The organism is Flavobacterium sp. RSB2_4_14, from assembly GCF_051547085.1.
GTDB lineage: Bacteria > Bacteroidota > Bacteroidia > Flavobacteriales > Flavobacteriaceae > Flavobacterium.
Genome location: NZ_JBPTTL010000010.1, coordinates 39,625 through 63,743 on the forward strand (window position 1 = coordinate 39,625; position 24,119 = coordinate 63,743).

At 32.5% G+C, this 24,119-nt stretch carries 21 protein-coding genes; 11 read left to right on the plus strand and 10 right to left on the minus strand.

Annotated features, from left to right (window positions below; genetic code table 11):
* Positions 1 to 27: 27 nt before the first annotated feature.
* Positions 28 to 1,410 carry an MATE family efflux transporter gene (locus ACSVH2_RS13650; protein WP_438093737.1) on the minus strand — a complete coding sequence of 461 codons (1,383 nt, stop codon included), beginning with the start codon at positions 1,408 to 1,410 and terminating at the stop codon, positions 28 to 30.
* A 191-nt stretch (positions 1,411 to 1,601) separates the two neighbouring features.
* Here ACSVH2_RS13650 and ACSVH2_RS13655 point away from each other — a divergent pair, with 191 nt between their 5' ends.
* Entirely contained in the window at positions 1,602 to 2,150 is a 549-nt protein-coding gene (locus ACSVH2_RS13655; protein WP_438093738.1) for a hypothetical protein, read from the plus strand.
* Positions 2,151 to 2,199: 49 nt separating this feature from the next.
* Here the strand turns inward: ACSVH2_RS13655 and ACSVH2_RS13660 are convergent, their stop codons facing one another.
* Entirely contained in the window at positions 2,200 to 3,075 is an 876-nt protein-coding gene (locus ACSVH2_RS13660; RefSeq protein ID WP_438093739.1) for a PPK2 family polyphosphate kinase, read from the minus strand.
* Between the two features lie 27 nt (positions 3,076 to 3,102).
* On the opposite strand from ACSVH2_RS13660, the gene ACSVH2_RS13665 reads away from it, so the two are divergent.
* Positions 3,103 to 3,927, plus strand: coding sequence for a DUF6929 family protein (locus tag ACSVH2_RS13665; RefSeq protein ID WP_438093740.1), 825 nt, complete (start codon positions 3,103 to 3,105; stop codon positions 3,925 to 3,927).
* A 1-nt stretch (position 3,928) separates the two neighbouring features.
* Here ACSVH2_RS13665 and ACSVH2_RS13670 read toward each other — a convergent pair whose 3' ends face one another.
* Together ACSVH2_RS13670 and ACSVH2_RS13675 are read right to left on the minus strand one after the other, a co-directional pair.
* On the minus strand, positions 3,929 to 5,200 hold the full coding sequence (locus tag ACSVH2_RS13670) for a hypothetical protein (protein WP_438093741.1): 1,272 nt from the start codon (positions 5,198 to 5,200) through the stop codon (positions 3,929 to 3,931).
* A gap of 54 nt (positions 5,201 to 5,254) precedes the next feature.
* Positions 5,255 to 6,889, minus strand: a complete 1,635-nt coding sequence (locus ACSVH2_RS13675) for an ABC-F family ATP-binding cassette domain-containing protein (RefSeq protein ID WP_438093742.1) — start codon at positions 6,887 to 6,889, stop codon at positions 5,255 to 5,257.
* A 183-nt stretch (positions 6,890 to 7,072) separates the two neighbouring features.
* Here ACSVH2_RS13675 and ACSVH2_RS13680 point away from each other — a divergent pair, with 183 nt between their 5' ends.
* On the plus strand, positions 7,073 to 8,296 hold the full coding sequence (locus ACSVH2_RS13680) for an MFS transporter (RefSeq protein WP_438093743.1): 1,224 nt from the start codon (positions 7,073 to 7,075) through the stop codon (positions 8,294 to 8,296).
* 35 nt (positions 8,297 to 8,331) lie between these two features.
* Here ACSVH2_RS13680 and ACSVH2_RS13685 read toward each other — a convergent pair whose 3' ends face one another.
* The 5 genes from ACSVH2_RS13685 to ACSVH2_RS13705 form a co-directional block, all read right to left on the minus strand.
* Positions 8,332 to 8,631: a type II toxin-antitoxin system RelE/ParE family toxin gene (locus tag ACSVH2_RS13685; RefSeq protein WP_438093744.1), complete on the minus strand. Its 300-nt coding sequence runs from the start codon at positions 8,629 to 8,631 to the stop codon at positions 8,332 to 8,334.
* Between the two features lies 1 nt (position 8,632).
* Complete coding sequence (locus ACSVH2_RS13690) at positions 8,633 to 8,878, minus strand: hypothetical protein (RefSeq protein ID WP_438093745.1); 246 nt, start codon at positions 8,876 to 8,878, stop codon at positions 8,633 to 8,635.
* A 36-nt stretch (positions 8,879 to 8,914) separates the two neighbouring features.
* Positions 8,915 to 9,130 carry a DUF2007 domain-containing protein gene (locus ACSVH2_RS13695; protein ID WP_438093746.1) on the minus strand — a complete coding sequence of 72 codons (216 nt, stop codon included), beginning with the start codon at positions 9,128 to 9,130 and terminating at the stop codon, positions 8,915 to 8,917.
* Positions 9,131 to 9,179: 49 nt separating this feature from the next.
* Positions 9,180 to 9,800 carry a DEAD/DEAH box helicase gene (locus tag ACSVH2_RS13700; RefSeq protein ID WP_438093747.1) on the minus strand — a complete coding sequence of 207 codons (621 nt, stop codon included), beginning with the start codon at positions 9,798 to 9,800 and terminating at the stop codon, positions 9,180 to 9,182.
* Between the two features lie 82 nt (positions 9,801 to 9,882).
* Positions 9,883 to 11,046 (minus strand): sigma-54-dependent transcriptional regulator, encoded by a 1,164-nt coding sequence (locus ACSVH2_RS13705; RefSeq protein ID WP_438093748.1) that lies wholly within the window; start codon positions 11,044 to 11,046, stop codon positions 9,883 to 9,885.
* A gap of 160 nt (positions 11,047 to 11,206) precedes the next feature.
* On the opposite strand from ACSVH2_RS13705, the gene ACSVH2_RS13710 reads away from it, so the two are divergent.
* The 8 genes from ACSVH2_RS13710 to ACSVH2_RS13745 all read left to right on the plus strand — a co-directional run bounded on the left by ACSVH2_RS13710 (position 11,207) and on the right by ACSVH2_RS13745 (position 22,564).
* Complete coding sequence (locus tag ACSVH2_RS13710) at positions 11,207 to 12,328, plus strand: hypothetical protein (protein ID WP_438093749.1); 1,122 nt, start codon at positions 11,207 to 11,209, stop codon at positions 12,326 to 12,328.
* A gap of 13 nt (positions 12,329 to 12,341) precedes the next feature.
* Positions 12,342 to 13,088 (plus strand): porin family protein, encoded by a 747-nt coding sequence (locus ACSVH2_RS13715; protein WP_438093750.1) that lies wholly within the window; start codon positions 12,342 to 12,344, stop codon positions 13,086 to 13,088.
* Between the two features lie 91 nt (positions 13,089 to 13,179).
* On the plus strand, positions 13,180 to 13,998 hold the full coding sequence (gene panB, locus ACSVH2_RS13720) for a 3-methyl-2-oxobutanoate hydroxymethyltransferase (RefSeq protein ID WP_438093751.1): 819 nt from the start codon (positions 13,180 to 13,182) through the stop codon (positions 13,996 to 13,998).
* 29 nt (positions 13,999 to 14,027) lie between these two features.
* Complete coding sequence (locus ACSVH2_RS13725) at positions 14,028 to 14,723, plus strand: RluA family pseudouridine synthase (RefSeq protein WP_438093752.1); 696 nt, start codon at positions 14,028 to 14,030, stop codon at positions 14,721 to 14,723.
* Positions 14,724 to 14,785: 62 nt separating this feature from the next.
* Positions 14,786 to 16,117: an aldehyde dehydrogenase gene (locus ACSVH2_RS13730; RefSeq protein ID WP_438093753.1), complete on the plus strand. Its 1,332-nt coding sequence runs from the start codon at positions 14,786 to 14,788 to the stop codon at positions 16,115 to 16,117.
* A gap of 112 nt (positions 16,118 to 16,229) precedes the next feature.
* Positions 16,230 to 20,192, plus strand: a complete 3,963-nt coding sequence (locus ACSVH2_RS13735) for a PAS domain S-box protein (protein WP_438093754.1) — start codon at positions 16,230 to 16,232, stop codon at positions 20,190 to 20,192.
* A gap of 5 nt (positions 20,193 to 20,197) precedes the next feature.
* Positions 20,198 to 21,055 carry a KPN_02809 family neutral zinc metallopeptidase gene (gene ypfJ, locus ACSVH2_RS13740; RefSeq protein ID WP_438093755.1) on the plus strand — a complete coding sequence of 286 codons (858 nt, stop codon included), beginning with the start codon at positions 20,198 to 20,200 and terminating at the stop codon, positions 21,053 to 21,055.
* Between the two features lie 156 nt (positions 21,056 to 21,211).
* Positions 21,212 to 22,564 (plus strand): hydroxymethylglutaryl-CoA synthase family protein, encoded by a 1,353-nt coding sequence (locus tag ACSVH2_RS13745; RefSeq protein WP_438093756.1) that lies wholly within the window; start codon positions 21,212 to 21,214, stop codon positions 22,562 to 22,564.
* Here the strand turns inward: ACSVH2_RS13745 and ACSVH2_RS13750 are convergent.
* Entirely contained in the window at positions 22,561 to 24,096 is a 1,536-nt protein-coding gene (locus ACSVH2_RS13750; protein WP_438093757.1) for a YifB family Mg chelatase-like AAA ATPase, read from the minus strand. The two genes, ACSVH2_RS13745 and ACSVH2_RS13750, sit on opposite strands and share 4 nt — an antisense overlap.
* Positions 24,097 to 24,119: the final 23 nt, after the last annotated feature.

Consider the following 24,119-nt stretch of genomic DNA (forward strand, 5'->3'; position numbering starts at 1 on the left):
ACGTAACTCTTATTGGGAAGTTACAAATTATGAGTTAGCATTTTCTACAACTAACTTTTTAGTCAGATAATGAAATCGAATAAACAGAAAAATGGCAGCAACAGTTAATCCTGCTAACAACCCAATCCAAACGCCAACTGCTTTAAGTTCTGTGTATTCACCTAAATAAAATGAAATTGGAAACCCTACAACCCAATACGCTACAAAGGTAATATACATTGGAATTTTCACATCTTGCAAACCACGCAGCGCACCAAGTACAACCACCTGAATGCCATCTGAAATTTGAAAAACAGCAGCAACCAAAAGTAATTTGGCAGCAATGGCAATCACTTCTTTATTCTCCAAAAGTTGTAATTGGTTATCCATATTCAAGAAAAGATAAGGTAGGATTTGATGCAACGCCACAAACAAAATAGCAAATATGATTTCAAGAATAATTGCCAATAAGAAGATGGAACGTGCAATAATAATCAGCTGCTTGTATTCTTTCAATCCTTTTTGATTACTCACTCTAATCATAGAAACCACACTCAATCCCATGGCTACCATAAAAGTCATAGAGGCTAAACTCAACGCAATCTGATTGGCCGCTTGGCTTGTTTTTCCTATATTACCACAAAGCCAGATGGCAGCTGTAAAAAGTACCACCTCAAAAAGCATTTGCAAAGCAGAAGGAAATCCCAAATCAATGATTTTCTTTAGAGTTGTTTTTTTAATTTCATCAAAACTAAACTCTTGAAAATATTGCTTTAGTTGTTCTTTTCGAGACAAAATTATATGCATAAAAACAACCATCGCTATTCTTGAAATTACGGTTCCTAATCCTGCCCCAATAATTCCCATTTTAGGAAAAATCCAAACTCCATATATTAAACAATAATTGATTATAACATGAAGAATATTAGCCATAATAATAGCATACATAGAGACTTTGGTCATCGACAATCCATCAGCAAACTGTTTATAACCTTGATAAATAATTAATGGAACTAAGGAAAAAGCGACCCAATCTAAATAGGGCTTTGCCAAAGCAATTACATCTTCTGGTTGGTGTAACAACTCCATAATGGGTTTTGCCAAAACTACAAGTCCAAAAAGTGCAATGCCTAAAACGGTACATAAAAATAGCCCATGATGAAAAGCAGAACGTATTTTATGTGGATTTTTTTCAGCATCGGCTTCTGCTACAATTGGAGTAATCGCAGTGGAAAAACCAATACCAATAGACATGGCTACGAATATTAAACTATTTCCCAAAGAAACAGCAGCAAGCTCTGTACTGCCCAATTTGCCAACCATAATATTATCGACAATACCAATTAAGGTGTGCCCTAGCATTCCTATGATAACGGGATAAGCTAATTGCAGGTTGTAACGAAATTCGCGGGTGTATTGAGATAAATTCAAAATGTAAAATTTGTGGACAAATATAATTGGTAAATATCCATTTTACTTTCATTTTTTTGACAAAATAATTTTGCAACAAATGAAAAAAAATATGTAACAAATCTCGCTGTTTGAAAAAGTATTTTTGCCACCGTTAATTTGATAGTAAATAAACTATCAAACACAAGACAAAAACTTAAAAAACATTTATTATGAAGATTACAACAACGTTTAAAATGCTATTAATTTTAGCTATTTCATTTTTTTCTGCCAATACAATTTTAGCGCAAGAGAATACAGATACTAAAAACTATGATCAAGGATTCAAATTAGGAATTGGAATTAACGCAGGATATATATTTCAAGATCCTTATGACTTTGCACTTGGTGCTGATGCAAGATTGCAATACGATTTATCAAAAAGATATTCTGTGACTTTAACAACTGGTTTTTCTAACCTATTTGTTAGCGGACAAGATAATGATTTAGGATTTATCCCAGTAAAAGCGGGTTTCAAAGCATTCGTTTGGAATGATCAATTTTATGTTATGGGAGAAGCTGGTGCAGCTTTTGCAGTGACTAATGATTATGACAAAACATCATTTTTAATTGCGCCAAGTATTGGTTACGCAACAAAACATATCGATATTAGTTTACGTTATGAGCATTATTCAGACTTTCCAATGTTGAACGATAACGGAACAGTTGGACAAGGTGTTGGACAATTGGGTATTCGTGTGGCTTATGGTTTCAAATTGTAAATCAAAATATAGTCAGTAAAAAATAGGTTCGCATACAGCGAACCTTTTTTTATTTCTTCAATTGGTCTTTATAAAATTGAATATTTTCTTTTACTTTTTGGTCTAATTGGGGTTCTTCAATATCTTTTAAGGAATTCAATTTTTCCCAAATAGCTTTGGCTACAATGTAACGTGCAATTCCTTTATCATCGGCTGGAACTATATACCATGGTGCATAATCCGTATTGGTATTGTTTATTGCTTCTTCATAATACTTCATATAATCATCCCAACGCTCGCGTTCTTTCAAATCACCTGTCGAAAACTTCCATTGATCTTCTGGTTGTTCTAATCGATTGAGCAATCTTTTGCGCTGTTCTTCTTTACTCATATGGAAATAAAACTTCAAAATTGTCGTTCCATTTTGAGCAATATGTTTTTCAAAGTTATTTATTTGTTCCATTCTGTTTTCCCAAAATTGAGGCGTGATATCCGAAACATTCTCAATTCCAGGTATATTTTCAAACAATATATATTCTGGATGAACTCTTGTAACCAACACATTTTCATAATGCGTTCTATTAAAAACAGCAAATTTTCCTTTCTCTGGCAAAGCCAAATAATGTCTCCACAAATAATCGTGTTCCAACTCAGTAGAATTTGGGGTTTTAAAACTATGAACGACCACACCACGTGGATTAAACTCTTTAAAAACTTCACGAATCAAACTATCTTTTCCGCTGGTATCCATGCCTTGCAAACAAATTAAAAACGCATGACGGTTGTGAGCATACATCGCATCTTGTTTCAAACTCAACTTTTTTTGAATTTCGTCAAGTGCAATTTCTTCCTGCTTTTTACTACTATTTATGGAGAGTTCTGTTGGAATTTTGGACAAATCAATTGCAGTTTTTACTCTAAAATCTTCGGGATTGATATTTTGCATACTCTTAGTTTTTATATTTGTAAACTTATGGAAAAAATTCAACTTTCAATATTGTTTAAAATCATCGGAATTGGTTCAGCATCTGGACTAGTTTATCATGACGATACAATTTATGTTATTTCAGATAATAGCACCTATTTATATGAATATAAAATTGTAGAAGAAAAATTGAATAAAATTGGATTAGTTTCAAATCCACAAGAAAATATAATCAAAAAAGATAAAGCCGATTTTGAGTCCATAACTTTAAAAGGAAATGATTTAATCCTATTAGGTTCGGGTTCTACCGAGAAAAGAAATCAAATCTTCAAGTTCAATATAAATTCAAAGAAAGTAAAAGAGAAAAGTTTTGCGGAATTTTATAAAAAAATTAAATCAGAATTAAACATAAATGAAGACGAACTCAATATTGAAGGATTAATTACTACAGATAAAACTATTTATTTATTTCAGCGAGGAAATGGTGGTACTAGTAAAAATGGAATTATTTATGCCAATGACGACCCCGAAAATCCAAAATTTAAATTCATTCCATTTGAATTGCCTAAAATAAAAAATATAGAAACTTCCTTTACCGATGCTATTTTAGTTGAAAACAAAATTTATTTTTTGGCTGCTGCCGAAGATACTACTTCTACTTATGAAGATGGCGAAGTTTTGGGAAGTATCATTGGAACTATCGATTTAGAAACCATGAAACTTGAAAATTATTTTCAGATTAGTGAAAAGAATAAATTTGAAGGATTGACTTTATATAAAAAAACAGCAACTCATATTGAATTGCTGCTTTGTGAAGATAATGATACTGATGTTTTGGAAACTGATATTTTTAAATTGATTATAGAAAATTAAGTTATCTTCTTCCACCTCGGCCGCCACCGCCACCACCGCGACCACCACTGTATCCGCTGCCACCATAACTTCTACTACTTGAGCCACCACTGTAGCTACTGCTACTTCGGTTTCCACCATAGGAACTAGAAGAACTTGATGGTCGAGAATAACTACTTGATGACGCTCTGTTTGAAGAAGATGACATATTCGATGCTCTATTTGAAGATGCAGAATTATTATTCATTGATGCTCTGTTAGACGAAGCACTATTCGAAGTTCCCGTTGAAGGACGTGTTGAAGCAGAATTATTGCTAACAGAAGCTCTATTAGATGCAGCACTATTTGAAGTTCCCGTTGATGGTCTTGTTGATGCTGTATTTCCTGTTGAAGGACGCGTAGTTGCTGTATTTCCAGTTGATGGACGATTGGAGACAGTATTACCAGTTGTAGGACGTGTTGCAGGTCTATTACTTACATTTCCATTATTTCTATAGTTCCCATTTACATTATAGTGATTAACAGTAACTGAATTATTTCTATAATTATTATGATAATTATTATAATGATATGAATTGTGAACATAAACATTACCGTGATAACCGCCATGATAATATCCATGACAATAAGAATGATTGGACCAATAAACTCCATATGCTATTGTACGCCATGGATGAAAATAGGGAGGATAATATGCATAATAATAAGGAGGATAATATGGTACATAGACAGGTGAATACACATATTGAACGATTGGTGTTGATTCTACTACAACTGTTGTAGTTGTGGATGTTTTAGCTGCCGTTTCAACTTCTTTGGCGACACTCTCTCCAGTGTATCCTGGATTAGCGGTGCTACCTGTACTACTTGATTTTGGTTCCACTACAAAATCTTTACCATACAACTCTTCATCACCCACAATTTGTATTGAGACTTTACCATTTTTATCTTTTGAGACCAAAATAACAGCTACATCCTGTGTTTCAGTTTTACTAATGGGATCTTGTAAAACAAATGAAAAATCATCACCATCTTTATTGGTTACAACTTTGATAAAATCAACATTTTTATCATTGTTTAAATCTAAATTATTGACTTTTGTTTTCTCGTCGTTTAGTGTTTTCTCGAAATCTTCAATGGTTTTTGACTTTTGGAAAATTTCCAAAACAGCATAAAGATCTAAACCGTCTCCAGGCAAACCTAATCCTTGTTCACCCTTATCAGTTTGAGAGAAAGAGGGAACGGTAATAAAGCTAATCAATAGAATAGCAATTGGCAAAAAAATATTTTTCATTTTGTTCAAATTAATTTTTTCGAAATATAGTATGCTAAGTTACAAAAATTATCTTTATTTTTCAATCTCTCTTAAGTTTTCCATTTTCTTATGTGCTAAGAAACCTTTGATGTCTTCAAAATGTTCTTTCACACGTTTGTGACCAAACTCAAAAACTTTAGTGGCCAATCCATCAAGAAAATCTCTATCGTGAGAAACCAAAATCAATGTTCCATCAAAATCACGTAAAGCATCTTTTATGATGTCTTTAGTTTTCATATCCAAATGGTTTGATGGCTCATCGAGAATAAGTAAATTAACTGGTTCCAATAGTAATTTTATCATGGCTAAACGTGTCTTTTCTCCACCAGAAAGCACTTTTACTTTCTTAGTCACATCATCACCATGAAACATAAAAGCACCTAAAATATCTTTTATTTTGGTACGAACATCACCCACTGCAATGTCATCAATGGTTGAAAAAATTGTAGCATTTTCATCTAACAATGAGGCTTGATTTTGAGCAAAATAGCCAATTTGCGCATTGTGTCCAATTTCTACACTGCCACCATTAATCTCAATTTCTTTCATAATGGCTTTAATCATAGTCGATTTTCCTTCTCCATTTTTGCCTACAAAAGCTACTTTGTCACCACGTTCGATTACGATATTAGCGTCTTTAAAAATTAGATGATCACCGTATGATTTCTCTAAATCCTTCACCACAACAGGATATTGACCCGAACGAATTGAAGGTGGAAATTTTAATTTCAATGCTGAAGTATCAATTTCATCAATTTCAACAGGAACAATTTTTTCCAACATCTTTACGCGTGACTGCACTGATAACGTTTTAGAAAAAGTTCCTTTGAAACGATCAATAAACTCTTGGTTTTCAGCAATCATTTTTTGTTGCTCATCGTAGGCCTTTTGTTGGTGAATTCTTCTGTCTTTTCTGAGTTCTAAGTAATGAGAATATTTGGCTTTGTAATCATAAATTCTTCCCATAGTCACTTCAATAGTTCTATTGGTAATATTATCTACAAATGCTCTATCGTGCGAAATTACTACAACCGCTTTTGCCGAATTAATCAAGAAATCCTCCAACCATTGAATACTTTCAATATCCATGTGATTGGTTGGCTCATCGAGCAAAATCAAATCTGGTTTTTGTAAAAGAATTTTGGCTAATTCAATTCGCATTCTCCAACCTCCAGAAAATTCAGAAGTTTGACGAGTAAAATCTTCTCTTTCAAATCCTAAACCAACCAGAATTTTTTCAACTTCAGCTTCATAATTGATTTCTTCAATTGCATAGAATTTCTCGCTCAAATCAGACACTCTTTCAATCAATTTCATGTATTCATCACTTTCATAATCGGTGCGAATGGTTAATTGCTCGTTGATTTCATCTATTTCTGCTTTCATTTTAAAGATTTCGCCAAATGCCTTTGAAGCTTCTTCCATCACCGTTGCGCCATCTGTAGTCAATAAATGTTGTGGTAAGTAGGCAATAACAGCATCTTTTGGTGCTGAAATATTCCCAGTTGAAGGTTTTGCTTCGCCAGCAATTATCTTTAAAAGTGTTGATTTTCCGGCACCATTTTTACCCATCAAGGCAATTTTATCATTTTCATTAATGGCAAAAGAAACATCGCTAAAAAGAGTAGTTCCGCCAAAATGAACGGAGATATCGTTAACTGTAATCATTTTATTTTAGTTGGAAGTTAGAAGATGGAAGTTAGAAGACTTCAACCTACTTATTTTTTTAAAGCTGCAAAGATAGTTTAATTTAGAAATTGAAGTTTAAATCCTGAAAAATTAGATTCAAAGCATTAAATTTGAAATTTTGAAAGTAAAACTTATTTTTTTTAGACAACCAAAACAATTGCTATGCCTCAGACAAATGATAATTTCCCTAGCAATTTAGAACCAAAATCTAAGATTACTAAGTCCTTTGGGAAAATCAAAAAATCCTATCTTAATAGAGTTCGGTTGGCTACTTCGTTGTTTTTCGTTGGAATGGGGTTTTGCTTTTCTACTTGGGCAAGTCGCATTCCAGATATTAAATCGACTTTAAATTTAAGCGAAGGAGTATTAGGTAGTTTGCTTTTTGTTTTACCGATTGGTCAACTTGTTGCTATGCCATTTTCGGGCAAAGCAGTTACCCAATATGGAAGTAGGAATATATCAATTATAAGCTTACTATTATATAGTTTTTGTTTGCTTTCATTGGGTTTAGCAACTAACAGTTGGCAATTGGCAATAGGATTATTTTTATTTGGCTTTATTAGTAATTACTGTAATATTGCTATCAATACTCAAGGCGTTTACACCCAACAATTCTTTGAAAAACCCATCATTGGTTCTTTTCATGGTTCGTGGAGTTTGGCTGGTTTTTTTGGAGCATTAGTTGGTTTTCTGATGATATCATTTGGATTAAGTCCATTTCAACATTTTATTTTTGCCATTTTTTTAGTGCTTTTGATAGTTCTATTCAACTATAAATTTATTCTGAAAGGCAAATCAAAACAGGAAGAAGAAAAATCGAGTTATTCCTTTTGGAAAAATCCAGATAAAAATTTGGTCTGGCTTGGTGTAATTTGTTTTTGTGGTATGGCTAGCGAAGGGATTATGTTTGATTGGAGTGGTGTTTATTTTAAAGAAATTGTAAAAGCACCTGGCGCTTTAGTCGTACTTGGTTATACTATATTCATGATAAGCATGGCTTCTGGACGATTTTTGAGTGATATTTTGGTTGCAAATTTTGGCGCCAAAAAAGTGCTAATCATAAGCGGATTGGTCATTTCATCTGGATTATACATGGCTGTTTTATTGCCTTATTTAATTCCATGTTCGATAGCTTTTATGATGGTTGGTTTTGGCGTTTCAAATGTAATTCCCATAATATTTAACATCGCAGGAAACAATGAAAAAGTCCCAACAGGCATTGCCTTAACAGTAGTAACGAGCATAAGTTTCCTTGGCTTTTTAATTGGTCCACCGCTAATAGGTTTTATAGCAGAATTAACCAATTTGAAATATTCGTTTGCACTAATTGGGGTTTTCGGAATATTTATTTCACTTTTGGTTAGTCGGTTGAAAGTATTTAAATAACTAAATACTAAACAGAAATTATTCCGCCATTAAATTTACTTTTTTAGTTTTTTAGGATTTTGTCGAGAATCAAAAATCTGAAGTATTCTGATTTCGGTTTCAGAATGAATTTTATAAATGATTTTATAATCTCGAACAATCATTCTTCTGAATGGCTCTCCAAGTATTTCATCAACTTGGTATTGTTCCGTAAAATGAATATTTTTACTCTGATTGACAATATCCTTTACTAAATTTCTAGCGCCTTGCAGTGATTTTAACTTGATGAATTCAAAGATTAATTTTAAATCGGCTTTGGCTTGATTATCCCAATAAATTTTGATTGGCTTATGCATACTACCAACTTTCAATCTCTTTTTCTAAATCTTCAATTGTTGTATATTTCCCAGATGAAATTCTTTCATCGGCTTCTTTAACCAATTGAATATATTCTTGTTTATCAACTGGATAACCGCTAATTGTATGTGCCACAACCTCTTTATCTAAAATAGATTTTAATGCTAATATTTTTTTGAGCTTACTTTCATCATTAATATGAAGTAACCAATCCATTAATTCGATTTTTTTTGCTGCTATATCCATGATAATGTGATAAATATTGAAACAAATATACAAATTTTATATACTCAACCGAAACTCTTCAATTACTGGATTTGCTTTGCCAAAATCAATTTCTTGAATGAATAATTCCACTGCTTTCTCGGTTTGAATACTAGGAATGACGTTAGCTTGATTGTTATTTCGAATAACTGTATTTACTCCTATTGCCTCGATTTTTTGTTGCAAAGACAATGCTAAAATTTCGTTTCCGGAAAATATTTTTATTAGTCCCATGAGTTTGGTTTCGGGTTTATAGTTTATGGTTTATAGTTTATGATTTAGACTAATCTTCTTCATCCATTTCAAAGAAAGTAGGTTCAATCATTATTTTTTCTGCCAATACTTCTACTCTTTCGGTAATTTGATTACAAAAGAACAAGCGTTGTGTTTTTTCGATGCTATTGGATAAACGTAAAATGACAGCATCCATTCGATTTCTAAAAAGAATTTCTGCATCGTCAATAATCAACATTTTAATGGTGTTTATATTAAATCCTGCTGAGGAAAACATAGCGTTAATTTTGTTTGGTGTGCCAATAAGCACATCCAATCCTAAGGATATAATATTTTTATCATAATCAATATCGCCTTTGTCATGAACACCAAGGATGCTCAAATCATGAAAGGTTCCAAACTTTAAAAAAAGTTCTTCCATTTCCAGTACTTTCTCTTTATTTTCAACCATAATCAAAACTCTGGTGCTTTCTCCAATGGATTTTTCCATTCGTTGTAGCACATTAATCACAATAGTTGAAGATTTTCCAGTGCCACCAGCAGATTGTATAACAGCATCAGCTCCACTTTTGATGGTAGAAAATGTTGCTTGTTGCATCTCATTGGCTTCGGTTAAACCGTTTTCAATGAGAGCTTTTTGGAGTAATGGGTTTATTTTTTTTAAATTCATTGTTGAGTGATTAGGCAAAAGGCAATAGCCATTAGCTCGTTACTTTTAAAATTCTATTGCCTATTGGCTCTTGGCTAATGCCTTACTTGCTGGCAAACAACTTGACATCAGTTTCAGAAATTTCGTTTCCACCGAGGATTATCAATCGTTCCACAACATTTCTTAATTCACGAATGTTTCCTGTCCAGTCGTATTCCTGCAAAAGCAGGATGGCTTCTTTAGAAAATGATTTGGGAACATTGCCTTGCTCTTCAGCTATTTTTGTGGTGAAATATTCTATCAACAACGGAATATCATCTCTTCTTTCGTTCAAAGAAGGTACTTTGATTAATATGACTGCCAATCTGTGGTATAAATCTTCACGAAAACGACCTTCGGCAATTTCTTTTTTCAAATCTTTATTGGTAGCTGCTATAACGCGAACATCAACTTTTATATCTTTATCTGCTCCAACTCTTTGAATTAAACTTTCTTGCAATGCTCTTAAAACTTTGGCTTGTGCTGATAAACTCATATCACCTATTTCATCTAGAAAAATAGTTCCGCCATCGGCAGCTTCAAACTTTCCTGCTCTGTCTTTTACCGCAGAAGTAAAGGCGCCTTTAACATGTCCAAAAAGCTCACTTTCAATTAATTCAGAAGGAATAGCAGCACAATTAACTTCAATAATTGGTGCGTTAACTCTTTCACTTTTTTGATGTAATTGATGTGCTACTAATTCTTTACCTGTTCCGTTTGGTCCAATTATTAAAACTCTAGCATCGGTTTGTGCTACTTTATCAATCATTAGTTTGATATGATTAATAGGTTCACTTTCCCCAATGATTTCATAGTTTTTGGAAACTTTTTTCTTTAGAATTTTATTTTCAACAACTAATTGCTTTTTGTCTAATGCATTTCGCACCGTATTAAGCAATCTGTTCAAATCTGGTGGTTTTGAAATATAATCAAAAGCCCCAAGACGCATGGTTTGAATGGCAGTTTCCATATCGCCATGACCAGAAATCATGACCATAGGAATTTCGGGTTTGATTTTTTTTACTGCTTCGAGTAATTCAACGCCATCCATTTTTGGCATTTTGATATCGCACAACACCAAATCATAATCATTATTTTTGATTTTTTCATAACCAATATTTCCATCTTCGGCTTCATCAACATGATAGGTACTGCTCTCTTCAGAAAGAATTTTTGTTAAAACTCTTCTAATAGATGCTTCATCTTCAATGATTAATATTTTAGGCATTTCATTATATTTTTTAAGACTGCAAAGTTAATCATGAAAAGCGTTATTTCAATGAATTTAATTTCAAATTAAAATTTTACAAATAATAAGTCTTCCTCTCTGAATCAAATAAAATAACTAATTTTGTTAAAGAATTATTAAAATTTAAAAATCACAAGCCATGAAAAAATTCAAGTTATTAGCAATTATTTTTTTATTAGTAAATAGTACTGCTTTTGCTCAAGTTTATAGCGATAAAGTGGTAGGAAAGAAAAATGCTTCTAAAATTGATAGTTTAAAGACTGCTGAATACCCTTACTCTTTACCAATTTGGGGAAAAAAAGTAACACAAATGGGCTATCATTTGCCTTATTCTGCAGGTATTTCAGTCAATTATTTCTGGCAAAAATCTGATATCGTTATTGATAATTTGTATGTTGGTTTCAACAATGGACCACAATATAATTTAGACCAAATAGTTCGTTTCAATAGTGCTGTAGCAAGTGCTAGTTCTATTAGTATTAGGCCTGATGTTTGGGTTTTCCCTTTTTTAAATGTTTATGGTATCTTGGGTAAAGTTGCATCTTCAACTGATATCAGCGCAGGGATTTGGGTACCCGATGAGAGTAATAATTGGAGTGAAATTTATAATTTTAGCACTAAAGCAGATTTCAGCGGTACGACTTTTGGAATTGGTATGACTCCTACCATTGGTGTTGGTGGAGGTTGGTTAGCATTAGATATAAACTTTGCTTGGAGTGATTTAGACGGATTAACTGAACCGGCACAAAGTTTTGTTTTTGGACCTAGGATGGGAAAAACTTTCAATTTTAAAAAACCAGATAGTAGTATCAACGTTTGGGTAGGTGCTTTTAGAGTTGATTTAAATAGTGAGACTAGTGGTTCACTAGCATTATCAGACCTGATATCAGGTAGTGATGCGCAAGCCAAAGTTGATGCAGGTCTTGTAAAAGTAGAAGAAAAACAGGTAGCGGTGGATGCCTGGTGGAATGGTTTAACCCCAACACAACAAGCTAATCCTGTAAATGCTGCTAGGTATAATACTGCCAATAATGCACTCGAAACTGCGGGAAATTTTTTAACCGGTATAGATGGTGCTTTGAGTACGTTAGAAAGTTCAACGGTACAGTATTCACTTGATAAAGCGCCTAAAGATATGTGGAATTTTCTTGTAGGATCTCAATATCAATACAATAAGCATTTTATGATAAGAGCTGAATTAGGATTTTTAGGAACTCGAACCCAGTTTATTACCGGCCTTCAATACCGTTTCGGACTTTAACATAAACAAACCAATGAAAAAAATCATAATCATAATTGGGCTATTTTTTATTACTTCAACCGCTAATTCACAAGTTCTTATTTCATTAATTTTTGGAGATAAATTAAATTCAGACAAAATAGAATTTGGTCTTGACGGTGGATTAAATTTTTCAGACATTCAAGGTTTGAGTGAAGGAAAAGCCGTTACTGGATTTAATCTTGGTTTCTATTTTGATTTTAAACTGAAAAATCCAAATTGGATGATAAATACAGGAGTATTAGTAAAATCACCCATGGGAATTAAAGGACTTCCAGCTTATAGTCTTAACAATCCCGAACTTGACAATACTTTTGAAGGAGCAACTGTTGAGAGAAAATTAAAGTACTTTAATGTTCCTATTTTAATGAAATACAAGTTTAAAAATAATATTTTCGTAAAAGCTGGTGTTGAGCTTGGATTATTATACAATGCTAAAGACGTTTTTACAAAAACCATAAAAGATTCTGAAGATCTTACTTATACATTAGAAACCAGAGACAATTATCATCGAATAGATGCTGGATTAAATTTTGGCGCAGGTTATCGTTTGATGAAAGGAAATGGAATGAATATTGGCGTTCAATATTATCTTGGATTAAAAGATATTTATAAAGTAGCCAATACTCCAGCGCAGTACAACAGAGGTTTATACTTAAATGCTGGAATTCCTATTGGTAAAAATAAAGCGAAAAAAAATAAAGAAGCAAAGGAAGCAAAGGAAGCTCTGGAAAGTAAATAATAAATAAACTTTTAAATAATTGAGCCCATAAGTTTAATTTCATTAACATCCATTTAGATTTAATACTTTTACCTCATCAAAACCCATTGTCATGTCAACTGCAAAAAAAGATTATAAAAGAATAACCACAAAGTCATTATTTGACATGAAAGCCAATGGCGAAAAGATATCAATGCTCACTGCCTATGATTACACCATGGCAAAAATTGTTGACTCTGCTGGCGTTGATGTAATTTTGGTTGGAGATTCTGCCAGTAATGTTATGGCTGGTCATGAAACTACATTACCTATAACACTCGACCAAATGATTTATCATGCTTCGTCAGTAGTTCGTGCCATAGAAAGAGCTTTAGTAGTGGTTGATTTACCCTTTGGAAGTTATCAATCTGACCCGAAAGAAGCCTTACGTTCAGCTATTAGAATCATGAAAGAAAGTGGTGGACATGCTGTAAAACTAGAAGGTGGAAGTGAAATAAAAGAAAGTATCAAACGAATTTTAAATGCTGGAATTCCTGTCATGGGACATTTAGGTTTAACACCACAGTCTATTTATAAATTTGGAACTTATACGGTTCGTGCTAAAGAAGAAGCCGAAGCCGAAAAACTATTGGAAGATGCTAGATTGTTAGAAAGAATTGGCTGTTTTGCCTTAGTTTTAGAGAAAATTCCAGCTTCATTAGCCGAAAAAGTTGCCAAAAACATTTCCATTCCTGTCATCGGAATTGGTGCTGGTGGTGGCGTTGATGGACAAGTTTTGGTCATTCATGATATGCTGGGAATGAACAATGAATTTAGTCCACGATTTTTGCGTCGCTATTTGAATTTATATGAGCAAATGACTACTGCTATTGGAAATTATGTTGCCGATGTAAAAGCTAAAGATTTCCCGAATGCGAATGAGCAGTATTAAAGTGATTAGTGAAAAGTAATTAGCTCATTTTGATTGAAAAAATAATCTCCACCAAAGATAACCTCCAAATTCTTCACGAAGACAATCATATTATTGTCATCAACAAACGCGTTGGCGATATTGTTCAAGGCGATAAAACGGGCGATAAACCTTTATCTGAAGTAGTAAAAGAATACCTCAAAGAAAAGTACAACAAACCTGGCGAAGTTTTCCTTGGCGTGGTTCATCGATTGGACAGACCAACCACAGGAATTGTAGTTTTTGCTAGAACTAGTAAAGCACTTACTCGTTTAAATGAATTATTCAGTAAAAGAGAAACTAAAAAAACCTATTGGGCTGTAGTTAAAAATCGGCCTGAGAAAACAGAAGATACTCTTATTCATTTTTTGAAAAGAAATGAAAAAAATAATACTTCCAAAGCCCATTTAAAAGAAGTTCCCGAAAGTAAAAAAGCGAGTTTGGATTATAAAATCATAGCCACACTCAACAATTATTTTGTACTAGAAATAAACCTTCATACTGGAAGACACCATCAAATTAGGGCACAACTTTCAGCTATAGGTTGTCCTATTAAAGGAGATTTAAAATATGGTTTTGACAGAAGTAATCCTGATGGTGGCATTCATCTACATGCTCGTAAATTAGTTTTCACACATCCTGTTACAAAAGAAACTATAGAAATTATAGCACCAACACCCAAAGATGCAATTTGGAATTCCATTTGATTTCAAAAATTATAATTTTATCTTTAAAAAAAACTATCTTAGCATGGCAAATACCTATTAAAATGTCATTCAAAACAGATGTAAATTACAGAAAGCAATCCTTACTAAAACTACTGAATGCAGTTCAGATTTATGAAGAAGATATTATCAAAGCATTGTATGATGATTTCAAAAAACCCGCATTTGAAGCTGTAGCGACTGAAACGAGTTATATTCTAGCTGAATTAAAGTTTACCATAAAAAATATTCACAATTGGACTAAACCAAAGGTGGTTTTACCTTCCATATTAAATTTTCCATCAACCGATTTTATTTACAAAGAACCTTTTGGAAAAGTTTTAATAATTGCACCATGGAATTACCCTTATCAGTTAGCACTTTGCCCACTAATAGCGGCTGTAGCTGCAGGAAATCAAGTAGTTGTAAAGCCTTCGGAACTTACACCAAACACATCTCGAATAATTGCAAAAATCATCAGTGAAGTTTTTGAAAAAAACCATGTCGAATGTGTTGAAGGTGGTTTAGAAATTTCACAACAATTACTTTCTCAACGTTGGGATTTTATCTTTTTTACGGGAAGTGTGGCAGTTGGAAAAATTGTGGCTAAAGCGGCTGCAGAGCATTTAACACCTGTAGTTCTTGAACTTGGCGGTAAAAATCCTTGTATTATTGACAGTAGTGCTAATCTAAAATTAGCAGCCAAAAGAATAGTTTGGGGGAAATTCCTCAACGCAGGACAAACTTGTATTGCTCCCGATTATCTTTTAGTACAAGAAAATATAAAGTCAAAATTGATTGATTTTTTAAAACTAGAAATCACTAATGCGTATGGAGAAAATCCAGAAGTTTCACCTGATTATCCAAGAATTATTAATGAAAAGAACTGGAAACGATTGACTACTATGTTGGAAAATGAAACAGTACTTCTAGGCGGAAAAACTTCTCGGGAAGATTGCTACATTGCTCCTACTCTTCTTGACGAACCAAGTTTGGAAAGTTTGGTAATGCACGATGAAATTTTTGGTCCAATACTTCCTATTTTGGGTTATAAAACAGAAGAAGATTTACATAAAATTATTTCCAAATATGAAAAACCACTTTCGTTGTATATTTTCAGTGAAAATAAATCATTTGCCAAAAAAATAATTCAAAATTACTCTTTTGGTGGAGGTTGTATTAACGATACTGTAATTCATTTTACTAATAAAAGATTGCCTTTTGGTGGTGTTGGTCACAGTGGAATTGGTGCTTATCATGGAAAATTGAGTTTCGATATTTTTTCACATCGCAAAGCAGTTGTCAAAAAAGCCAACTGGCTTGATTTACCTACACGATATGCACCATATGATGGGAAATTACAGACTATAAAACGATTATTAAAATGGTTTTCCTAAAATAATGGATAAGAATATAAAAAATGTAAACAGTATTTTTATATTTGTGTAAATCATATGCTTACATATTTTAATAATAAATTAAATCGTTGACAATAAAACCTACATTTCATTGAATAATCTATTATCCTCATTGCTCTTCAACAATTACTTTGCAATCGGTTGTATCGTAGTTTTTCTCATCATTCTTTACTTTGCCATAGATAAAACAATACAAAAACAATTAAATTTTAGCGCAAAATATTCAGAGTTCAAAACAAATGATGAACGCTACAAACTTTTCATACTGTTTTTTGGGTTTACAATTCCGCTAATTGAAACTATTTTATATTTATTTGAGGCACGCGCTACTAATTATTTAGCATTCAATTATTCAATTGGTGCGTTTCTATTGATACTTTACTTTTTCTCTACAAGAAGTACATTTATATCCAAAAACATATATGCCTTTTTTGCTTTTTTCTTTATTCTTTATTTTTCATTTGTTTGCTATACTGTTTTTTTCAATCCCTATGAATTCGCAACCTATGTAGCTTTCATTCTCTTTTTTTTCATTTCCTATTTTGTTTCGCAAAAAATAAATCACTACTGGTTTTTTACAATATTAGTTTTTAGCATATTAATTTCTGCCTATCAATTGGATTTAATCCAAAAAAACAATTTCATCGTTTTAATCAGTACTTTCATTGCGATTATAGTTTTCCATATCGGAAATTATTTGACCTACATCGAAAATTACAACAAATTTAGTTTCTCTGATATTGTCGTAAACAATGGTGCATCAATTATTTTAACAACCAACAGAAAAGGAGAAGTTTCATTTTGTAGTAAATCAATTGAAAATATTTTAGGATACTCTGCAGAAGAAGTAATGGGTGATCAATATTGGAAATTAACACAAGATAAAGAATTTATTGGAGAAGCTTATCACGAAAATTATATAGACGATAGAATTTATGTTAGAAAACTAAGGTGTAAAAATGGAGATTTCAAATACATACAATGGAAAGACAAAAAATATTCTGATGATATTTTAATCGGTATCGGGCAAGATGTAACGGAACAAATTAAAGTAAAAGATCAATACAGAAGTCTAATAGAGTCGGCTGCAGATTTAATTTATGAAATAGATTTAAATGCGACTATTACATATGTAAATCAATTTGCAGAAAAGACACTTGGATATCCTAAAGAAGAGATTGTAAACAAACCTTTCTATAAGTTTATAGGGAAAGAATATTTGGAATATGTCATAGATTTTTATAAAGATACTCCTGAGGAAAAGAACGAATTTAGTGATCTAGTATTTCCTTTAGTAAAAAAAGACGGTGACTTGGTTTGGGTATCTCAAAAAGTAACACTAAAAAAGAATGAACACAAAGAGATAGTAGGTTATTCTGCCATTGCAAGAGATATTACTTTAGTGAAAAAATTAGAACTTGAACATTATAATAGAAGTAAAAAAGTTCGAAAACACAATGAAACTTTAAAGAAATTAACTTCTCAAAGCTATTCAAACAAAGATACATTCAATGGAATTCTCAAAAATATTTTAAAAGTAGCTGGTACAAATTGCTCTATTGATAGAATTGGTTATTGGGCATACCATTCTGAAGGATTACGCTGTGAAAACATGTATTATTTCAATGGTGACCGTTTTGAAAAAAACTTTTTTGTAGAAAAATTAAAATATCCTTTTTATTTTCAGAATCTAGAAACTGGTAATCAAATTGTTGCATCAAATGTTTATAACAATACCATTACCAAAGAGCTTTGTGAAGACTATTTACCCAAAAATAATATTAAGTCATTACTAGACACTCCAATAATTATAAATGGAAAAATAAAAGGAATATTGTGTTTTGAAAAAATAGAAAAAGCAATCGAATGGGACAATGAAGACATAAATTTTGCTCGATCAATTGCCGATTTAATTGCAATAGCACTAGAGTCTCAGCTATTATTAGAGTCAGACAAAAAACTATCTTATAAAAGTGAAATCTTAACGGTTATTAGCAAAAATTTTGATAAATTTTTGCTGCAAAATGATACTGATGTCATATTAAAAGGGATTTTAAACGAAGTTGGAAGTGTTTTGAAAGTAGATAAAATATCTTTCTTCTCAAAAGTTCAAAATACCAATTCCTATTACCAAAAACATAGATGGTTAGCCTCAGAAAAGGGATTTGTTGACACTAAAAATGAATTGCAAAATTTAGACAATCAATTGGTTTCGTTTGTCATAAAAAAGATGCACGAAGATTATTATTATGCCTCAATAGTCAGAAAAATTAAGGATCAAGCAACAAAAAATTTCTTAGAATCTTTTGCTATTAAATCGGTATTATTTCTTCCGATTATCGTTAAAAATAATATGCTCGGTTTTTTAGTCTTTGACGACTCTACTTATGAAAGAGAATGGACGATTGATGAGATAACCATTCTTCAATCGCTAGCAAATAATATATCATCAGCTTTTGAAAGAAATATCAATGAAATTATCATTCAAGAGAGTGAAGAAAAATTCAGTTTATTGGCAAACAATATTCCTGGAACAGTGCATCTTTCAAAGTATGACGAGAAATGGTCTAAAATTTATTTGAATGATGAAATAGAAAAATTAACTGGATATCCGAAAGAAGATTTTCTTCAAAATAAAATTTATTTTATTGATTTAGTCCATCCAGAAGACTTAACTATTGTAAAAAATAAAGCCGAAGAACTTTTCAAAGAGAAACTGAAAATTCATTTAATATATAGAATAAGTCATAAAGATGGTCACCATGTTTGGGTGGAAGAGTTTGGAGAGCCTATTTTTAAAAATGATAAAATAGAATATATCGTTGGTATTTTTATTGACATTACTCAAAGAATAGAGGCCGAAGAAGCAATCAAAGCAAAAAATTATGCTGAGTCGGCCAACAGAGCAAAATCAGAATTTTTGGCAAATATGAGCCATGAAATTAGAACACCATTAAACGGGATTATTGGATTCACTGAATTGTTGATGAATACAAATCTTGAGGATTTTCAAAAAAAATACATGAATACCATCAATCAATCAGCCAATTCTTTGATGGAAGTAATTAATGATATTTTAGATTTTTCGAAAATAGAGTCCGGAAAAGTTGAATTAAATATAGAAAAACATAACCTTTTCGAAATTGCAAGTCAAGTAGTTGATTTGATACAATATGAAGCTAATAGTAAGAACTTAGAAATCAATTCAATTATAGAAAATGATGTTCCAGCTTATATTTGGGTTGACTACATAAGGTTGAAGCAGGTTTTAATAAATCTATTAAGCAACGCAGTGAAATTTACTGAGAAAGGATCAATAGATTTATCAATATCGGTTCTTAAAAAAATAGACAAAGAAACTGTCCAATTAAAGTTTTCTGTAAAGGATACAGGAATTGGCATAAAAAAAGAAAAACAATTAAAAATATTTGAGGCATTTTCACAAGAAGACAACTCCATATCTAAAAAATTTGGTGGAACAGGATTAGGACTAACAATTTCAAACCAATTATTAGGATTAATGAAAAGTCGTTTAGAACTTGTAAGTGAAATTGAAAAAGGAAGTGAATTTAGTTTTATTCTCGAAGTTAACTATTCAAATGAAACTTCAGAAACAGAAAAACCAAATGATAGTATCGAAAATAGAACACTTCAAAACAATGTGATTACCAATGAAAACAAAACTATTTTTATAGTAGAAGACAATCAAATAAATATGCTTTTGGCAAAGACATTAATAAAAAGAATTTTGCCAAATGCAGAAGTAATTGAACTTGAAAATGGCAAGAAAGCATTGGAGAAAATAAAAAATGTTCTCCCTGATTTGATTTTAATGGATATTCAAATGCCAGAAATGAATGGCTATGATGCGACAGTTGAAATTAGAAAACTACCAAACACAAAACACATTCCTATTATTGCTCTTACTGCTGGAACTGTTATGGGTGAAAAAGAAAAATGTATTGAATATGGGATGAATGACTATATTCCAAAACCAATTGACAAAGATTTATTAAAAAAAATAATTGAAGAAAATCTACTTCCAAAAAAATAAAAATTATGAAATGGGATAAAAAAGAAAGTGGCAATTTTGAAGACAGAAGAGGAATGTCTGGTGGTGGAAAAGCATTACTTGGTGGTGGTGCCATTGGAATTATTATCTTATTATTAAATATGTTTGGTGGCGAAACAGGTCAAACCATTGGAAACATTTTAGAGCAAACACAAGGAAGCCAAACCCAGAGTGAAGGCACAAAAACCAGAGAACTTTCTGCCGAAGAAAAAGAATTAGGAGATTTTTCAGAATCATGTTTTGTCTACAATAATGAAACTTGGACAAAACTATTCGATGAAAATAACTTGCAATATGAAGAACCCGGAATGGTCATTTTTGATGACGGAGTAAATACCGCCTGTGGAAATGCAACTTCTGCCTCTGGACCATTTTACTGTCCTTCAGATAAAAAAGTATATATGGATTTACGCTTTTTTGAAGAATTAAAAACCCGTTTTGGTGCCCAAGGTGGCGATTTTGCCATTGCCTATGTTATTGCACATGAAATGGGACATCATATTCAAACTTTATTGGGAACATCTGCAAAAATGCGACAAGCACAACAAGGAAAAAGTGAAGCCGAAGCCAACAAACTATCGGTATGTTTAGAATTGCAAGCCGATTTTTATGCGGGAGTTTGGGCGCATTACAACAAAAATTTATTGGAAGAAGGTGATATTGAAGAAGCTTTGAGTGCAGCTAATGCTGTTGGTGATGATGCCATTCAAAGTAAAATGCAAGGTCAAGTAAATCAAGAATCCTTTACACATGGATCGTCTGAACAAAGAATGGAATGGTTTATGAAAGGTTACAAAACCGGAGACATTAAACAAGGTGATACATTTTCTGCATTGTTAAACTAATTTTTATTAATTAAGACACTTAAAAATCATAATTTCAAAATTTAAAAACCTATTTCTTCCATTTTTCGTAAATCGTGTTTATACATTAAATTTTAAGGTAATTTCAAGTAAAATTGAGATTGCCTTTTTTAATTTTACAAGGTAAAAAAAATAAAAATGAAAGTAGGAATAGATAGTATTGCGTTTGATATACCAAAAATTTATTTACCCATAAACACTTTAGCCGAAAACAGAAACATTGAACCTGATAAACTTATCAAAGGATTGGGTTTGCACAAAATGAGTTTCCTTGACGTGCATCAAGATGTGGTTACTATGGCATCAAATGCTACTATAAAATTAATCCAACAAGAAAACATTAACCCAAACGAAATTCACAGAATATACGTTGGAACGGAAAGTGGTGTAGATAGTTCAAAACCAGTTGCATCCTATGTATTGTCAAATTTAGAGCAAGTTTTAGGAGATGGAAGTTTTAGAAATTGTGATGTTGTCGATTTGACTTTTGCTTGCATTGGTGCCATTGATGCGTTACAAAATTGTTTAGATTACATTCGATTAAATCCAAATAAAAAAGCTATTGTCATCGCTTCAGATAATGCCAAATACGACTTGAATTCTTCTGGCGAATACACTCAAGGTGCTGGAGCAATTGCAATGTTAATCACAGCCAATCCAAGAGTTTTAAGTTTTTCAAATCATGTTGGTGTTTCAACTCAGGGCGTATTTGATTTTTTTAAACCACGCCGCTATTTTTCTAAAGAAGAAATAGTACAAATTGAAAATAATCCCGAATGGAACGGAGTTCTGGAAAACGAAATTGCCATTTACAAAGAACAACCTGTTTTTGACGGACAGTATTCCAATCAATGTTACATCAATCGAATTACAGAAGCTTACGAACATTTTAAAAATGAAAGTAACCAAACTGGAAAGGTTTATGAAAATTGGTCAAATATTTTGATGCATCTTCCCTATTGTTTTCAGGGACGACGAACGTTTATCGAAATTTTTGCCAAAGAAAATCCAGATTTAGTAAAATCTCAAATAGGTGAAACAACCAAAGACAAAATCAAAGCTTTAGCCAAAAGCCAAGAATATTTAGAACTAGTCACCGATAAAATCTTACCTTCCGAAATTGCGTCTGGACAAATTGGAAACATTTATACAGGTTCAATTTTCTTGGGATTATTATCTACATTGTGTTACCATTTCAAAGAAAATTCAGATTTAGTAAATAAAAAATTAGGATTTATTGCCTACGGAAGCGGTTCCAAATCAAAGGTTTTTGAAGCCGAAGTTTGTGCAGAATGGAAATCGGTAATTGAAAGAGCAAAACTTTTTGAAACATTGGAACAAGCCTCAGCAATTGATTTTTCAACTTATGAAAAACTCCATAAGAAAGAATTGAAACAAGCTGTCATTGCTCCAAAAAATGAATTTTATTTAGATAGAATTGAAAAAGAAAATCCAGTTTTAATTGGAGCTCGGTATTATAAGTTTAGTTAGCCCAACCAACCTTCTCTGTCCAAACTTCGATACTGAATTGCTTCGGCAATGTGATTAGAATTTACCACTTCTGAAGCTTCTAAATCAGCAATAGTTCTGGAAACTTTAAGAATTCTATCATACGCACGAGCGGATAGATTTAATCGTTCCATGGCAGTTTTCAATAATTGTAATGACGTTTCGTCAAGCGGACAGTATTCTCGGATTTGTTTGGAACTCATTTGAGCATTGTAATGAATATTTTCAAACAACTCAAAACGTTGAGACTGAATTTCCCTTGCTTTAGTAACTCGTTCTCTGATGGCAACACTGCTTTCGGCAGGTCTTGTTTCCGTCAATTTTTCAAACGGAACAGGAGTCACTTCAATGTGAATATCAATTCTATCTAATAAGGGTCCAGAAATTTTGCTCAAATAACGTTGCATTTCAGCTGGCGATGAACTTACTGGCGCATCGGGATCATTGAAATAACCTCCAGGACTTGGGTTCATACTCGCTACCAACATAAATGATGATGGATAGGTAATCGTAAATTTTGCTCTAGAAATAGTAACTTCTCTATCTTCCAAAGGTTGTCGCATTACTTCGAGAACTTCTCGTTTAAACTCTGGCAATTCATCCAAAAACAAAACGCCATTGTGTGCTAAAGAAATTTCACCCGGTTGCGGATAACTGCCACCACCAACAAGTGAAACACTCGATGCAGTATGATGTGGCGAACGAAATGGTCTTTGACTCATCAGTCCAGCATCTTTAATTTTTCCAGCAACACTGTGTATTTTGGTAGTTTCTAAAGCTTCTCTCAACGTCATTGGTGGTAAAATACTGGGCAATCTTTTAGCCAACATCGTTTTTCCTGAACCTGGTGGACCAATTAAAATAATGTTATGACCACCAGCAGCTGCAATTTCCATACAACGCTTAATGCTTTCTTGACCTTTGACATCGGAAAAATCAAATTCAGGGAAGTCCAAAGTTTTATAAAATTCTTCGCGAGTGTTAATTACAGTTGGTTCTAACGTTTCTTTACCTTCAAAAAAATCAATAACCTGTGTTACATTTTCAATACCATAAACATCCAAACCAGTCACAATTGCGGCTTCTTTCACATTCTGTATCGGAAGAAAAAATCCTTTAAAACCTTCTTCTTTGGCTTTAATAGCAATAGATAACGCACCTTTTATCGGTTGTAATCCACCATCAAGTGACAATTCACCCATAATAATGTACTTATCAACCTCATCGGATTTAATTTGTCCTGAAGCGGCAAGAATACCAATCGCCAAAGTCAAATCATAGGCAGAACCTTCTTTGCGTAAATCGGCTGGTGCCATGTTGATGGTGATTTTTTTTCCAGGAAGTTGGTATTCGTTGTTCTTTAATGCTGCTGCTATTCGGTAGCTACTTTCTTTTATAGCATTGTCAGGCAAGCCAACTAAATGATAACCAATTCCTTTATCAATATTAACTTCAACAGTTATTGTGGTGGCTTCTACTCCAAAAACAGCGCTTCCAAATACTTTTACTAACATGGCTTTTACTTTTTGAAAGATAA

Excerpts from the sequence above, each read along its gene's own strand:
- ACSVH2_RS13675 (WP_438093742.1), bottom strand. The coding sequence starts at position 6,889 with ATGATTACAGTTAACGATATCTCCGTTCATTTTGGCGGAACTACTCTT.
- ACSVH2_RS13710 (WP_438093749.1), top strand. The coding sequence starts at position 11,207 with ATGAAAAAATTCAAGTTATTAGCAATTATTTTTTTATTAGTAAATAGT.
- panB (WP_438093751.1), top strand. The coding sequence starts at position 13,180 with ATGTCAACTGCAAAAAAAGATTATAAAAGAATAACCACAAAGTCATTA.
- ACSVH2_RS13750 (WP_438093757.1), bottom strand. The coding sequence starts at position 24,096 with ATGTTAGTAAAAGTATTTGGAAGCGCTGTTTTTGGAGTAGAAGCCACC.
- ACSVH2_RS13730 (WP_438093753.1), top strand. The coding sequence starts at position 14,786 with ATGTCATTCAAAACAGATGTAAATTACAGAAAGCAATCCTTACTAAAA.
- ACSVH2_RS13690 (WP_438093745.1), bottom strand. The coding sequence starts at position 8,878 with ATGGATATAGCAGCAAAAAAAATCGAATTAATGGATTGGTTACTTCAT.
- ACSVH2_RS13745 (WP_438093756.1), top strand. The coding sequence starts at position 21,212 with ATGAAAGTAGGAATAGATAGTATTGCGTTTGATATACCAAAAATTTAT.
- ACSVH2_RS13715 (WP_438093750.1), top strand. The coding sequence starts at position 12,342 with ATGAAAAAAATCATAATCATAATTGGGCTATTTTTTATTACTTCAACC.
- ACSVH2_RS13685 (WP_438093744.1), bottom strand. The coding sequence starts at position 8,631 with ATGCATAAGCCAATCAAAATTTATTGGGATAATCAAGCCAAAGCCGAT.
- ypfJ (WP_438093755.1), top strand. The coding sequence starts at position 20,198 with ATGAAATGGGATAAAAAAGAAAGTGGCAATTTTGAAGACAGAAGAGGA.
- ACSVH2_RS13680 (WP_438093743.1), top strand. The coding sequence starts at position 7,073 with ATGCCTCAGACAAATGATAATTTCCCTAGCAATTTAGAACCAAAATCT.
- ACSVH2_RS13660 (WP_438093739.1), bottom strand. The coding sequence starts at position 3,075 with ATGCAAAATATCAATCCCGAAGATTTTAGAGTAAAAACTGCAATTGAT.
- ACSVH2_RS13665 (WP_438093740.1), top strand. The coding sequence starts at position 3,103 with ATGGAAAAAATTCAACTTTCAATATTGTTTAAAATCATCGGAATTGGT.
- ACSVH2_RS13705 (WP_438093748.1), bottom strand. The coding sequence starts at position 11,046 with ATGCCTAAAATATTAATCATTGAAGATGAAGCATCTATTAGAAGAGTT.
- ACSVH2_RS13655 (WP_438093738.1), top strand. The coding sequence starts at position 1,602 with ATGAAGATTACAACAACGTTTAAAATGCTATTAATTTTAGCTATTTCA.
- ACSVH2_RS13670 (WP_438093741.1), bottom strand. The coding sequence starts at position 5,200 with ATGAAAAATATTTTTTTGCCAATTGCTATTCTATTGATTAGCTTTATT.
- ACSVH2_RS13700 (WP_438093747.1), bottom strand. The coding sequence starts at position 9,800 with ATGAATTTAAAAAAAATAAACCCATTACTCCAAAAAGCTCTCATTGAA.
- ACSVH2_RS13695 (WP_438093746.1), bottom strand. The coding sequence starts at position 9,130 with ATGGGACTAATAAAAATATTTTCCGGAAACGAAATTTTAGCATTGTCT.